Genomic DNA, 13721 nt, shown 5'->3' with positions numbered 1-13721 from the left:
TTCGGTATCAGTTGAGCGCTTCGGGGAGCCAGAGTGCAATTTGCGGGAAAGTCATCACCAATACCAGACCGATGATCTGGAGCGCGATGAAGGGCAGAACGGCAAGGAAGATCTCTTGCAGGGTGACATCCTTTGGCGCCACCGATTTCAACCAGAAACAGGCGGGACCGAAAGGCGGCGACAGGAAATAGATCTGGATGTTCATCACGAAAAGGATGCCGAACCAGATCTTCGCCTGATCCTCGGTCAGGCCAAGCTCTGGCGCAAGCGTCATCACCACGGGTGCAAAGACCGGCACTGTGATGAAGACGATGGCGATCCATTCCATGAACGTCCCCAGCACCATCAGGATCAGCATCATCACGATGATCGTGCCCATGGCAGACAGGCCCAGGCCAAGGAACATCGAGCGCATGAAATCCGCACCGCCCACAAGGTTGAAGATACCCACAAAGCTGACCGCACCCAGCACCAGCCAGATGATCGTGCCGACCGTTGTCATGGTTCCCAGCATCGCGGCCGAGAGAACCTCCCAGTTGAACCGGTGGCGCACGGCGGCCACGAAGAGCGACCCGATGCAGCCCACGGCGGCGGCCTCGGTCACGGATGCCACGCCGCCATAGATCGACCCCATGACCGTGCCGATCAAGAGGATGCAAAGGATTACCGCCGTCAGCCGGTCCTTTGAAAGCCGTTTCTCGTTGCCGGTCTGGGCGGCGACCTCTGCCGCGGTGGGGGCGAGAGAGTGGTTCAGGTTCACACGGATCAGGACGTAGCTTGCGTAGAACACCGCCAGCATGATGCCCGGCAACGCCCCCGCCATGAACAGGTCTCCGATTCCGACCTCTGCCGACAAGCCGTAGACGATCATGATGATCGATGGGGGGATCAGCGTGGCCAGCGCCCCGGCCGCGCAGATAAGACCAATGGTCAGTTTACGGTCGTAGCCCAGACGAAACATCTGCGGCAGCGCGACAAGGCCGAGCATCACGATCTCGCCGCCCATCACCCCCGACATGGCCGCAAGGATCACCGCGACAACCGTTGTTTGCACCGCCACGCCGCCGCGCAGATTGCCTGCGAATATCGACATCGCGTCGAAAAGATCTTCGGCAATGCCCGCCCGTTCCAGGATAGAGGCCATCAGCACGAAGAACGGAACGGCGACCAGCGTGTAATGCTCCAGCAGCCCTGCGGCGTTGGAGCTGACAAGGAACAACCCGCGCGGCCCAAAGAAGGTAATCGCCATGATGACAGAGACGATCAGCGTCACGATCCCCAGCGGCATGCCGGTCATCATCAGCGCCACAAGCAGGATCACCACGATCAGCGAGACGGTTCCAAGATCCATCGCCCGCATGTTGAGCGCCTTGGACGGATCCAGCGCGTTGCCGATGCCGGAGAATGCATCGGAAACGGCCGCGGCCCATGAAATGTCAAAAGCGTGGCCAAGCAGTGCCGCAATGAAATAGACCAGCATATAAAGCGCCAGCAGTTTGACCGCCCAACGCGCCGCGTTTGATCTGACATGCCGATGCAGGTTCACCGTCAGCTGCGTGAGGTACAAGAACGCCCCCACCACCATCACGGTTTTCAGCACCATCGGCAGCGGCGAATTGAATGCCGACCCGGATTTCTCGATCCGGCCGATGCTGACATAGGCCCTAACCGAGGCGTCAGCGAGAAGCATGTAAAGCGCCACGATGCCCACCAGCATCGCGAACAGATCCAGCCACCAGCGCTGCCGGTCGCTGGCCATAACGTGAAAGACGGTGATCCCGATATGGCGTTTTTTCAGCGTGATATAGCCCGAGGACAGCATCCACGCGCTTGCACAAAGCATCATCACCGTCTCAAATGCCCAGTAGGTCGGTGCGTTCAGCGCATAGCGCGAAAAGACTTCGTACAAGGTCGCGACTGCCGCCACCATGTAGAAGACAGAGATCCCAATTCCGAGCGTGTGGCTGAAATGGTCCACAACGGTGTAATCGTCGCGGCTGAGATCCTGCTCGTCATGCAGCGGATCGTCTCCCGCGACTTCCAAAGGCGCGCTGGCCAGATGCTCGTCATATTCGCGGCTCATGCCGGATAGCCCCCCGCTGCCCACCTCCCGGGGTGGTCCGATCATCATGATGCCCATCCCGCGCCGAACGCGAGGTGGGCATCCCCCTTTCTAGACGGATCTCAGAGCAGGCCCGCTTGCTTCATGAAAGCGACGTGGGTTTCGTAGACCTCTTTGGCCAGATCGGTCTGGGACGCGAAGTCGTTCCACGCTTCCTGAGCAATGACGCGCAGCTTGTCGCGTTCTGCCTGAGGCCAGTCGATGATCGTCAACTCGCCCGCAGCCTTGTCGCGCGCCACCAGTTGCCGGTCGAGCCGGTCAAAGTACTGCCGCAGACCGTTATAGGCAGCAAGGTACCATGTCTCCAACGCCACTTTCTCGGCATCGGAGAGCTCCTCCCAGACCATTTCGGAAACGGTGAATTGCAGGATCGGGGTCGAGTGAATGCCCGGGAAGATCGGGTATTGCGCGATCTTGTGCATGCCATTGGCATCATTGTTTGCGTAGGCGGAATTATCCGCCGCGTCGATCACGCCTTTTTCCAGCGCACCGTAGGTTTCAGAGCCCGACATGGACACCGGAGCAGCGCCGGCACGCTTGAAGACATCCGCGGCCAGCCCTTCGGGCGAACGGATCTTCAACCCTTTCAAATCAGCCACCCCGTTGACGGGCACCTTGGACACAAACGCCTCGCGCGCATAGGCACCACAGCCCACGACATGCACGCCCGGAAAATGCGTATCATAAAGCTTTTGCAGCATCTCCTTGCCGCCACCCTGTGCGCAAAACGCCTGAATCTGGTCAGCGGAATCGTAGCCTGCAATGAGGTCACCCATCAGGGCAAAAGCCGGGTCGATACCCGCGAAATAATTGATCGATGTCAGGTCACCGTCCAGGATGCCCACACCGATGGCTTCTGCCGTCTCGCGGCGCGGCACGACCGCATCAACGGGCAGCAGTTCCACCGACAAGGCGCCGTCAGTCATCGCTTCCAGCTTGGGAACCCATTCCTCGTTGAGATAGGCCAACGACGCGTGGCTCGCATTGGAACTGGTCTGAATCTTCAGCACACGGTCCGCGGCCATTGCCGCGCTTGCGGAAACGGCAAGACTCACTGCCAGGGTGACAGCCCCGGTTACCTTCTTCAGTTTTGACGATTTCATTGGTTTCCTCCCTATTATCGTGCTGCGACGCCACGAAATCGGAGGCTGTGCAGAAACGACTAGTCAGCTAATATATTAGTAAGGTAAGCTAGGCAAGAAATCATTCGTTCAGGAACGCCGGGACAAACCAATCGAAGGGCGATAGGAAGGCGCGCATGAAACTGACGCTCAGCCCAACAGAACAGGGAATATTCGCCTCGGCGACCGGCACCACGCTCGGCGCGTCGGCCGCGCAGCGCGTCTATGAAAACCTGCGCCAGCGGATCGTGAACCTGGAGCTGAAACCGGACGTCACCCTCTCCCGGACCGAGCTGGCAGACCATTACAGCGTTAGCCAGACGCCTATTCGCGAAGCGATGCAGAAGCTCGAACAAGACGGGCTTGTCCGGATATTTCCGCAATCCCGGACGGTCGTGGCACGGATCGACGTCAAACAGCTTCATGAAACGCAATTCTTGCGGGTCGCCATCGAGACAGAGGTTGTCCGGCAGCTTGCCGAACACCCAGACCCGGCCGCGCTCCACCGCGCACGGATCTTTCTGAACATGCAGGAGGCTCTTCGCGACAGCCCCGATCAGGCGGACATGTTCAGTGACCTCGACAAGGCGTTTCACCGGGCGCTGTTCGAAGGTGTGGGCATGATCGGGCTACATATTTATCTGGGTGGCAGGCTGGGCCATCTCGCCCGCTGCCAGCGGCTTGAACTGCCGAAAGCGGGCAAGATGAACGGTGTTCTGGACGGTCACCGCGCCGTACTTGATGCCATCGAGACCGGCGACCCGGACGTTGCTGCGCGTGAGATGCGCAAGCACCTGACCGGAACCATCCTGCGAATTTCCGTGCTCCAAAAAGAGTTTCCCGACTATTTCACCTCGGAACAGCTTTGACGCGCCGGCCGCATGTCAGAAAAGCGTGAGGATGCGGAAGACCCCCAAGAGCAACAAGGCCGCCAGAAAGCTGAAGGTCAGGTTCCAGCGCCATGTCAGGGTGATGGGGGCAAGCCCGCTGACCCGCCCGGTCAGCAATACGACCGTTGAAAACGGAGAGAACGTCATTGCCAAGGCCCATCCGCAGGAAATCGACAGGGCGATCAGCGTGGGGTCCGCAGGCATCACGGGCAAGGCCCCGAACAGGCTGCCGAAGAAAATCGCCATCATGATCGGGCTCAGTGCCGACAGGCTTAGCAATGCAATGACAGACGGCAGCAGCCCTAGGAGGACGTAGTCAGGCACGGCGTCAATGCCCAGGGCCTGCCCCAAGGCCTGCGCCGGGATCAGCCCGGCCAGCATTCGCCCGATATAGCCTGAACAGGCCAGCGTCACCGCGATGGGCGCGGCCTTTGGCAGGGTATCGCGATAGAGCTCGCCAAGGCGGTCCTGAAGAACCGGCCACGCGTCTCCCTTTGCATTCTGCGCCCATAGCCAGCCCACCAGCATCACCGGACAGGCCACGATCAGACCAAAAACGATGGTATCCCCCGTGGCCCAGGCAACAATCGCCGCCATTCCCAACAGCCAGCCGCAGGCCGCCAGGAACATCACTGCGGCGTGACGTGGAAACGGCGGCGGCACAATCGGGCGGCGCCCCCGCGTCCGCCGGTAGCGAAGCTGGTCTTCGATCCCGCCCAAGGCCATCACGCCGAAAAAGATCACAAGGCCAATCAGGATCCACCGCAACCGGTCGACGCCTTGCATCAGCTCCATCAACACCAGCGGCGCAATCGCGGTTGGTGACCAGATCACACTCCATGCAAATCCGCGCAGAAGAGCGCTCAGCTGCCGCCGCTCCCGGATGGGATTCAACGGATCGTCCGGCGCGGCCTGACGAATGCCGCGCTGTATCAACGGGACAAGAAAGCTGACGACGCCGACATTGAACAGGATCGACATGATCGCGGTGCCGCCATTCAGCGCGTAGTAGCGCCGCCGCGGGGGCTGGCGGGTAAGATAGGCACCCAATTCGCTGACGGAGGGAGAGCTCGCGGCAGCCTCGTGCAGCAAGCCCAGAAGCAGGATGAAGGCCATCAGGAAACTCGCCTGATCCAAAGCGCCGGGGATCATCCCGTCCTTGCCAAGCGGGAAGAAAAGCGCGAGCGCGGTGGTCAGGGCGCTTGTGCTCAGCAGGTAATATTCGCGCATCCCCAGCCTGCGAAATGACAGGATTATCACCGCACCCAGGCTCGCCCATGACAGCCAGCGCAGCGTCTCCAGCCCCGTCATCCGGGCGCAGATCTCCAGCCCCATTACGGCGACGATTGCAGCGGACAGCAAAGACCGCGACCGCATCACGACGCGCAACCGGGCTGCCCAGACACAGCGTTTTGCAAACACGGTGGGGATGGCAAACGCATAGGTCGAGCTTTCCGTTCTGGGCCGTAGCTGTTGCGGCATCCACGAGCAGACCCAGAGCCTGACAAAGGCCAGCTCTGCCACGCAAAAAGATGCGCGGGCATAGGTCTGTTGATACCGTCCTGCTGTTGACATAGTAATATATCAGTAAAAGGCACTGTCCAGAGGTACAGTTGGGTCTGGCACAGTGAAACCGCAGAATTTTCCGCCCAACCGGGCAAGAATTAATCGTGGGGGATCACAATGCAGACACGGCAATTGGGGCGTGATGGCCCGGAAGTTTCTGCCATCGGCATCGGGGCCATGTCCTTTGCAGGGTTTTATGGCGAAACCACCGAGGCAGAGGCGCATTCCCTGCTGGATACGGCGGTGGAGCTTGGGGTCAACCATCTCGACACGTCCAACGTCTACGGGATGGGCAAATCGGAATCGATCATCGGCAGCTATATCGCGCAGCGGGGCGACAACCCGTTCGTGATCGCGACAAAGGCCGGCATCACCCGCGACCCCGCATCAGGAGAGCGCTATTTCGACAATTCGCCCGCCCATCTTGAAGAAGAGCTGGACAAAAGCCTGTCGCGGTTGGGAGTGGAGTGCGTTGATCTGTTTTATGTCCACCGACGCGAGGCTGCACGCCCCATCGAAGAGGTGGCAGAAACTTTGGCCATGCTCGTGCGTAAGGGCAAGACCCGCTCCGTCGGCCTTTCCGAAGTTGCGCCCTCCACCTTACGCCGGGCAGTGGCGGTCCATCCGATCGCGGCGGTTCAGTCGGAATACTCGCTGTCCACGCGGGCGCCCGAGCTTGGGCTGGTACAGGAATGCGAACGGCAGGGAACAGCGCTGGTGGCTTTTTCGCCAGTGGGCCGGGCCCTTCTGACTGATCGTCCCCCAACCCCGCAGCGGATCGCATCCTCGGCCTTCCTCGCCGGAAATCCGCGCTTCGTCGCCCCCAATTATGCCGCGAATATCGCTGCAAGCGCGGCCCTTCGGACGCTCGCAGCCGAAGCGGGAACCAGTGCTGCCGCTCTGGCCATCGCGTGGTTGCTTGCAAAATCGCCCTCGGTGATCCCGATCCCCGGCACACGCAATCCGGCGCATCTGCGCGAACTCGTCGCCGGGGCCAATATGAAGCTGTCAGATGCGGAGCTGACCCGGATCGAAGATGCGCTCCCCGTCGGATGGGCGCATGGCGACCGTTACACCACGGCGCAATGGGTCGGGCCGGAACGCTACTGCTGATCTGCCCTTCAGCGGGGACGCGCCTTTGGGCACGCCCCGCCAGCGCGATGCTGTGTCAGCCGCCAAGCGATTGCAGCAGCGCCACCGACGGATCGCCCGTTGCAGGCAGGCCGATGCTGGCCTGATAGGCGGCAATCGCCTTGCGGCTGTTGGACCCCAGCACGCCATCCGCCCCGCCTGTGTCGAAACCGCGCGAAGTCAGCCGTTGTTGCAGCCTGACGCGTGCGTCCTTTGTCAGGCCGAATTCGTCGGGCGGGAAACTCGCACGGATCGGGCCGCCGCCAGCGATGCGATCTGCCAGATGCCCGACACCGATGGCATAGCTGTCAGAGTTGTTGTAGCGCTTGATCACGTTAAAATTCGACGTGACTGCAAATTGCGGCCCGCCGGGTTGCGGCTGGATGATCCGGCCTGCCGGGGCACCGTTGCCCACTTCACCGCCCCATCTGACACCACGCGTCCATCCGTTTCGCGAGAGATAAGCTGCGGTCGAGGCGAGCGAGTCTGACGGATCTTCGGACCAGATGTCACGACGCCCGTCCCCGGTGAAGTCGACCGCGAAGGCCTGGTAAGAGGTCGGGATGAACTGGGTATGCCCCATTGCGCCTGCCCAGGACCCCTTGAGGTTGGCGGCCGAGACATCGCCCGATTGCAGGATTTTCAGCGCAGCCACCAGCTGTTTCTCGAAAAACGCGCCCCGGCGCCCGTCGAAGGCCAGCGTAGAGGTGGCCGACACCACCGGCACATCGCCGCGCCGCTCCCCGTAGAAGCTTTCCAGCCCCCAGATGGCAGCCACGACCGGCGCTTCGACGCCGTAACGTGCCTCTACCGCAGCGAGGGTTGCGCGATGCCGGGAAAAGGCGGCCCGCCCCTTGGCCACGCGTTCGTCCGACGCGGCGATTGCAAGGTAATCCTCAAGGCTGCGGGTGGACTCGGTCTGATTGCGGTCACGCGTCACGACACCGGGCAGAAAACCCGTCCCGCGAAAGCCCGCGTCCAGCGTCGAGGCCGATATGCCTTGCGACATGGCGCGCGCGCGGAAACCCGCCACCCAAGCATCATAGGCCGCGTTCGGCGTTGGCCGCAGGTCAGCGGGCAGCCCCCCCGATCCTGCGCTTGAGGCCCGATAGCCACCACCATTGCCGCATGCTGCGAGGCCAAAGGCGCCCAGCCCAAGAAGAAACATTCTACGATTTGCGTACATTTACCTGCTCACCACATTATTTTTGCCCAGTCTACCGCAGCGCCCCTCTTCCGCAAGGCGAGATATGAAGGGACGCGCTACCGGGTCAGTGGGTGGTCAGGGTGGCTTGGCGGAAAGGGCCCACAGGGACGCATGCCAAATGTGGCCTCATCCGGGCCGGACGGCTGCATGACACTCGGCCGATGCACCCGTCCTGTTGTCTCAAAGCGTGGACTGACCGCACGCCCCGTGGGGCATGCGGCCTTTCGGGTCGAACCGTTTACAGCAGGACGAGCAACCCGCCGATCAGGATGCCGGAGACCAGCAGCTGCACCACGCAGAAGCCCATGATGTCACGCGCCTTCAACCCGGCAATCCCCAGCATCGGCAGCGCCCAGAACGGCTGCAACATATTGGTCCAGGCATCGCCCCAAGCAACGCCCATCGCCACACGGCTTATATCAGCACCAAGCGCCTCTGCGGCCGGCAGCATGACCGGGGCTTGTACCGCCCATTGACCGCCGCCGGAGGGAACGAAGATGTTCACGATCCCCGCCGAGATAAAGCTCCAGAACGGCAGCGTTTCCGCGGTAGAGATGGAGGCGAACCATGCCGACATGCTGGCGGCAAGCCCGGAGCTGGTCATGATCGCCATGATGCCCGCGTAGAACGGGAACTGGATGACGATGCCCGCACCCCCTTTTACACCTTCATCCAGCGCGCCCAGAAGGTTGCGGGCGGTGCCGTGAAAGGTGATCCCAAGCGACAGGAACAGGAAGTTGATGACGTTAAGGTTGATCCCGCCCCCGCCTGCAAAGTGCAATGCCAGCCAGATCAGGCCCGGAATGCCAACCAGCCACATCAGGATACGGCTGTTTTCAAGCCGCTCCGCCGGGGTCATTTCGGCGGGCGAAGGGGCGGCAGGCATCCTGTCGTCAAGCATGGCAGGATCAATCAGATAGGTTTCCTCTGCCGGGGGGATCATCATCCGGTTCGCCAGCGGCATCGCGATGAACAGGGCCGCGACGATTGCGAGGTTCCATCCGGCAAAGATCGTCTGCGAGGTGGAAATCAGCCCGATCTGGTCTTCGGCGAAATGGCCGGGTGTCGAGATTGTCAGCGGAATTGAGCCGGACAAGCCACCATGCCAAATGATGAAGCCCGAATAGGCAGCGGCGACCAGAAGCCGGTAATCGACCTTGACCTGCCGGGCCAGCTCCTTGGCGAAAATGGCACCGACAACCAGCCCGAACCCCCAGTTGAGCCAGGCCGCGGCCAGTGAAACGACGCTGACAAGCACGATGGCCGAACCGGGGGATTTCGCCAGCCCGGCGATTTTCGACAAGGCCGCCCGCACGGGCGGGGAAGAGGCGAGGATGAACCCCGTGACGAGGACCAGCAGCATCTGCATGGCAAAGGTCAGAAGCGCCCAGAAACCGCCGCCCCACATTTCGAGAACGGCCTTCGGGCTTTGCCCCTCGAAAAGCATCGCGGCGCCTGCCGCGACGAGGGTCAGGATCAGTACGAAAATGAAAGGATCAGGCAGCCACCGCTCCATCATGCGGGTGGCGGGCCGGGATAATGCGCGCAACATTGCGAGCCTCCAGTTGATGTGGAACTGCCTCACCCTTGCACCCATTCAACCCACAGATGCAAGATGCCGCGCACTGTTGAACGCCTTATTTTCCGCGACAATTTCCCTCATATCCGGACATCCGGCATTTCCCTCCGCCCGCAACAGGCCATGTGCCGCCCGGCACGGCCATCTCAAGCCTGCCTCAGGCGATTTTTCGGGCCAGGCCGGATCGGCGGGCCGCTGCCATTTGACCCAAACGTGACAGGCTCGGGCTTTTCCTGCCCGGCCGGTTCTGGCAGTGTGATCTCATGAAACGGTTTGTCCTGAGCTTCTTGTTTGTCACGGTCCTTGCCCCGGCGCTTGCGTCCGCGCAATCGGCCATGTCCGCCTTGGAATTCGAACGCTACGTTCAGGGCAAGACCCTCTATTTCGCCTATGGCGGAGAGGCCTATGGCGTAGAGCGCTATCTTGGCAATCGTCGCGTGCAATGGTCGTTCATGGATGGCCAGTGCAAAGACGGGTTCTGGTACGAAGAGGCTGGCCAGATCTGCTTTGTCTACGATGACACGCCCGATCCGCAATGCTGGTCCTTCTTCAAGGAGCCGGGCGGATTGCGCGCGATCTTTGAGAACGATCCGGAAGCGACCACACTTTACGAGGCGCAGCAGGACGACAAACCGATGCTGTGCTACGGGCCCGAAGTCGGGGTCTGAGCCGCGCCTGTCGCCGCACGTTCCCCTTATGGCAGGGCACCCGGACCGTTCGTGCCCGTAACAGGCAAAGCCCTTAGAAAAGAGACCCTTGTTCGGGCGGCTTTTTCGGGTTGCGCTTGCGCGTGGGCGCAGAGCCGAGCTTGAACCGGCCATCGGCAAATTCGATCTCTATCGCCGTGGCGGCGGCGGCGGCGGCAGTGTTGGTGACCACCTTGTCATCGCCATGCACAATCGCGTAGCCGCGTGCAAGCGTGGCGCGGTGGCCCAAGGTTTCGCGCAGCCGGTCCAGCCCTTCCAATCTTGTCTTCACCTCGTCGATACGGCGGGATTGCGCCTCCGTCAGACGCCGGGTCAGATCAGCCAGCGTACGCTGTTTGGCACCAAGATCGGCGCTGATGGGCCGAGAAGACAGCCGCACGGAAATCGCCTCAAACGCGTTGCGCCGGTCTTTCGTGCTGCGCGACAAGGCGGGGGCAACGCGGGGGGCAAGCGCCGCCAGACGGCGCCTTTCTGCAGCGGTCGCGCGGTGCAGCAGCGACGGGCGCAGGCTGCCCGCAATATCCGAGAGCGTCACGCGCCTGATCTGGACCGACCGGATCAGCGCGGCAGGCAAGCGGTCTGACTGAACATCCAGCCTTTGCCGGGGCCCATCCAGAAGCGTTTCAGGCCTAGGCAGGGCACGCGCGAGGTCTCGCAGACGTTGACTGCTCCGATCCAGCCGGCCGGTCAGCGCATTGCCAAGCCGCGCCTGTGCGTCGCCCACCCAGGACAGCAGCTCCAGCCGCACTGGCACGGCATGTTCGGCGGCCGCAGTTGGCGTCGGGGCGCGAAGGTCAGAGACGAAATCGATCAACGTGGTATCGGTCTCGTGCCCGACTGCTGAGATCAGGGGGATCTCTGATTCCGCCGCCGCGCGTGCGACGATTTCTTCATTGAACCCCCAAAGATCCTCGATCGAGCCGCCGCCACGCGCCACGATCAGAAGGTCAGGCCGGGGCAAGGCTCCGCCCGGTGTCATGGCGTTGAAACCCCGGATCGCGCGGGCAACCTCTGGCGCGCAGGCCGCCCCCTGCACTGCTACCGGCCAGATCAGCACCTTGCGCGGAAAACGGTCGCGAAGACGGTGCAGGATATCGCGGATCACGGCCCCCGAGGGCGAAGTGACGACGCCGATGATCTCTGGCAGATAAGGCAGTTTCTTCTTGCGCGCGGGATCGAACAGCCCCTCGGCCTGAAGCGCCGCCTTGCGCTTTTCCAGCATCGCCATGAGCGCACCCATGCCCGCAGGGCGAATGTCTTCGATCACGATCTGGTATTTGGACTGCCCGCCGAACGTGGTGATACGGCCGGTCGCGATAACCTCCATCCCCTCTTCCGGCTTGGTGGCAAGGCGCCCGGCGACGCCCTTCCAGATAACGCCTGAAATGACAGAGCGGTCGTCCTTGAGGTCGAGATAGATATGCCCCGAACGCGGCATCGACACCCGGCCAACCTCGCCGCGAATGCGGACATGGCCAAATTCGCCTTCGATCACCCGCTTGATCGCACCGGAAATTTCCGTGACGCTGAATTCGGGGGAGTTCTCGCCGGGGACGGGATCGTAAAAAAGATCTGACACTGCGCTGATTTCCTGCCTGTTTCGCGGCAGCTTAAACCCGGCAACCGGCAAGGCCAAGCGCCCTTGCCATTTTGCATCGGGCAAGGGCAGTCTGATCGGATGTTGCGCCCGCTCCTGATCGTCCCGATTTGCCTTGCTGCGGCGTGCAGTAACGAAGCCAGCCATTTGCCAAACCCGTTGCTTCTGCCGGGTCAGGCCATTGCAACGGGGATCGGAAATGCGCGCTACAACGCGCGGCGCTCGCAGGTGTCGGCGCATGTCGCGCAGCACCATTCGGCGCTGATTGCCGAAATCACTGTCGGTGGTGGGCCCCGGATGACCGAGGCCATGGACAGAGCACGCGTGCCCGAGGACAGACGACCCGTGCTGCTGCGACGCCTGCGCGAGGACATCGTGCTTTACAGTGCAGATGCCGAAGCGCTTGTTGTCGCTTTGATGGTGCATGGCGGCTAGCGCGCTTGTGCCTCCGCGCCGCGCGGCCTAGAAGGCGTGCGGAACGACACTGGGCGGATTTCTGGGCGGAGGCGATGCAATGAACATCCTCATTCTTGGCGGCGGCGGGCGCGAACATGCGCTGGCATGGGCGATGATGCAAAACCCCAAATGCGACAAGCTGATCGTGGCGCCGGGCAATGCCGGTATCGCCCAGATCGCCACCTGCGCGACGCTTGATACCGAAGACGGTGCAGCAGTGGTGAATTTCGCCGAAGCCGAAGCGATCGACTTTGTGATCGTGGGGCCAGAGGCGCCCTTGGCCGCCGGGGTCGCTGACCGGCTGCGTGATGCCGGGCTGTTGGTTTTTGGCCCCTCCGCTGACGCGGCGCGGCTTGAGGCATCCAAAGCCTTCACCAAAGAGATTTGCGACGCCGCAAACGCCCCCACCGCCGCTTACGGCCATTTCACCGATGCCGAGGCCGCCAAGGCGCATGTTCGCGCGCAGGGCGCACCCATTGTGGTAAAGGCGGACGGGCTTGCTGCTGGCAAAGGCGTGATCATCGCCGAAACCGTGGCCGAGGCCGAAGCCGCCATTGACGACATGTTTGGCGGCTCTTTCGGAGAGGCGGGCGCCGAGGTCGTGATCGAAGAATTCATGACCGGTGAGGAAGCCTCTTTCTTCGTGCTGTGCGATGGTGAGGAGGTTCTTCCTATCGGCACGGCGCAGGATCACAAGCGCGTCGGCGAAGGCGATACCGGCCCCAACACGGGCGGCATGGGCGCTTACTCCCCCGCGCCTGTCCTGACCGACGAAATCGCAGAGCGCGCGATGCGCGAGATCATTCGCCCGACGATGACCGAGATGGCACGCCGGGGCACGCCCTATCAGGGGGTGCTTTATGCCGGGCTGATGATCAAGGATGGCGCGCCACGGCTGGTAGAATACAACGTCCGCTTCGGCGATCCGGAATGCCAGGTGCTGATGATGCGGCTGGGTGCACAAGCGCTGGACTTGATCCACGCCGCCGCTGACGGGCGCCTGTCAGAGGCGCGCGTCAACTGGGCAGAGGACCACGCGATGACAGTGGTCATGGCGGCCAAGGGCTACCCTGGCAGTTACGAAAAGGGCAGCATCATCAGTGGCTTGGACGCGGTGGCGGAAGACAGTTTTCACATGGTCTTTCATGCCGGAACGAAGCAGCAGGACGGTCGGATCACTGCCAGTGGCGGACGCGTCCTGAATGCGACCGCGCGGGGGGCCACCCTCGCCGAGGCGCGTGATCGTGCCTATGCGCTGGTCGACTCTATTGACTGGCCAGAGGGCTTTTGCCGCCGGGATATCGGCTGGCGCGCACTTTGAACCGACGCTGCAGCGTTGTTGTCC

General features: G+C 62.1%; 11 protein-coding genes. 5 read left to right on the top strand and 6 right to left on the bottom strand.

Features of this window, described 5'->3' with window-relative positions; genetic code table 11:
- Positions 1-7 precede the first annotated feature (7 nt).
- Positions 8-2131 carry a TRAP transporter large permease subunit gene (locus EDD52_RS16390; protein ID WP_243651975.1) on the bottom strand — a complete coding sequence of 708 codons (2124 nt, stop codon included), beginning with the start codon at positions 2129-2131 and terminating at the stop codon, positions 8-10.
- 53 nt (positions 2132-2184) lie between these two features.
- A complete protein-coding gene (locus tag EDD52_RS16385) occupies positions 2185-3225 on the bottom strand; it encodes a TRAP transporter substrate-binding protein (protein ID WP_132246943.1) in 1041 nt (346 codons plus the stop codon).
- A 155-nt stretch (positions 3226-3380) separates the two neighbouring features.
- Between EDD52_RS16385 and EDD52_RS16380 the strand changes: the two genes are divergently transcribed.
- A complete protein-coding gene (locus EDD52_RS16380; RefSeq protein WP_132246941.1) occupies positions 3381-4112 on the top strand; it encodes a GntR family transcriptional regulator in 732 nt (243 codons plus the stop codon).
- A 15-nt stretch (positions 4113-4127) separates the two neighbouring features.
- Here EDD52_RS16380 and EDD52_RS16375 read toward each other — a convergent pair whose 3' ends face one another.
- Positions 4128-5708, bottom strand: a complete 1581-nt coding sequence (locus EDD52_RS16375) for a hypothetical protein (protein ID WP_132246939.1) — start codon at positions 5706-5708, stop codon at positions 4128-4130.
- Positions 5709-5816: 108 nt separating this feature from the next.
- Here EDD52_RS16375 and EDD52_RS16370 point away from each other — a divergent pair, with 108 nt between their 5' ends.
- On the top strand, positions 5817-6812 hold the full coding sequence (locus EDD52_RS16370) for an aldo/keto reductase (protein ID WP_132246937.1): 996 nt from the start codon (positions 5817-5819) through the stop codon (positions 6810-6812).
- 55 nt (positions 6813-6867) lie between these two features.
- Here EDD52_RS16370 and EDD52_RS16365 read toward each other — a convergent pair whose 3' ends face one another.
- Together EDD52_RS16365 and EDD52_RS16360 are read right to left on the bottom strand one after the other, a co-directional pair.
- Complete coding sequence (locus EDD52_RS16365; RefSeq protein WP_132246935.1) at positions 6868-8016, bottom strand: lytic murein transglycosylase; 1149 nt, start codon at positions 8014-8016, stop codon at positions 6868-6870.
- A 259-nt stretch (positions 8017-8275) separates the two neighbouring features.
- Positions 8276-9589 (bottom strand): short-chain fatty acid transporter, encoded by a 1314-nt coding sequence (locus EDD52_RS16360; RefSeq protein WP_132246933.1) that lies wholly within the window; start codon positions 9587-9589, stop codon positions 8276-8278.
- Positions 9590-9879: 290 nt separating this feature from the next.
- On the opposite strand from EDD52_RS16360, the gene EDD52_RS16355 reads away from it, so the two are divergent.
- A complete protein-coding gene (locus tag EDD52_RS16355; RefSeq protein ID WP_132246931.1) occupies positions 9880-10284 on the top strand; it encodes a hypothetical protein in 405 nt (134 codons plus the stop codon).
- 73 nt (positions 10285-10357) lie between these two features.
- Here EDD52_RS16355 and xseA read toward each other — a convergent pair whose 3' ends face one another.
- Entirely contained in the window at positions 10358-11902 is a 1545-nt protein-coding gene (xseA, locus tag EDD52_RS16350; protein ID WP_243651974.1) for an exodeoxyribonuclease VII large subunit, read from the bottom strand.
- Between the two features lie 99 nt (positions 11903-12001).
- Here xseA and EDD52_RS16345 point away from each other — a divergent pair, with 99 nt between their 5' ends.
- Positions 12002-12355 (top strand): hypothetical protein, encoded by a 354-nt coding sequence (locus EDD52_RS16345; RefSeq protein ID WP_165907567.1) that lies wholly within the window; start codon positions 12002-12004, stop codon positions 12353-12355.
- Between the two features lie 79 nt (positions 12356-12434).
- Complete coding sequence (purD, locus tag EDD52_RS16340; RefSeq protein ID WP_132246925.1) at positions 12435-13697, top strand: phosphoribosylamine--glycine ligase; 1263 nt, start codon at positions 12435-12437, stop codon at positions 13695-13697.
- Positions 13698-13721 lie beyond the last annotated feature (24 nt).

This window comes from Primorskyibacter sedentarius (genome assembly GCF_004342065.1).
In the GTDB taxonomy this organism is placed as follows: Bacteria; Pseudomonadota; Alphaproteobacteria; order Rhodobacterales; family Rhodobacteraceae; genus Primorskyibacter; species Primorskyibacter sedentarius.
Note: the sequence above shows the minus strand (reverse complement) of the source record. Positions and strands in the feature narration are given on the sequence as shown.

Bases quoted from the DNA above. Each gene is read 5' to 3' on its own strand.
- EDD52_RS16345 (WP_165907567.1), top strand. From the start codon at position 12,002: ATGTTGCGCCCGCTCCTGATCGTCCCGATTTGCCTTGCTGCGGCGTGC.
- EDD52_RS16385 (WP_132246943.1), bottom strand. From the start codon at position 3,225: ATGAAATCGTCAAAACTGAAGAAGGTAACCGGGGCTGTCACCCTGGCA.
- EDD52_RS16355 (WP_132246931.1), top strand. From the start codon at position 9,880: ATGAAACGGTTTGTCCTGAGCTTCTTGTTTGTCACGGTCCTTGCCCCG.
- purD (WP_132246925.1), top strand. From the start codon at position 12,435: ATGAACATCCTCATTCTTGGCGGCGGCGGGCGCGAACATGCGCTGGCA.
- EDD52_RS16365 (WP_132246935.1), bottom strand. From the start codon at position 8,016: ATGTACGCAAATCGTAGAATGTTTCTTCTTGGGCTGGGCGCCTTTGGC.
- EDD52_RS16360 (WP_132246933.1), bottom strand. From the start codon at position 9,589: ATGTTGCGCGCATTATCCCGGCCCGCCACCCGCATGATGGAGCGGTGG.
- EDD52_RS16390 (WP_243651975.1), bottom strand. From the start codon at position 2,131: ATGATGATCGGACCACCCCGGGAGGTGGGCAGCGGGGGGCTATCCGGC.
- EDD52_RS16375 (WP_132246939.1), bottom strand. From the start codon at position 5,708: ATGTCAACAGCAGGACGGTATCAACAGACCTATGCCCGCGCATCTTTT.
- EDD52_RS16380 (WP_132246941.1), top strand. From the start codon at position 3,381: ATGAAACTGACGCTCAGCCCAACAGAACAGGGAATATTCGCCTCGGCG.
- EDD52_RS16370 (WP_132246937.1), top strand. From the start codon at position 5,817: ATGCAGACACGGCAATTGGGGCGTGATGGCCCGGAAGTTTCTGCCATC.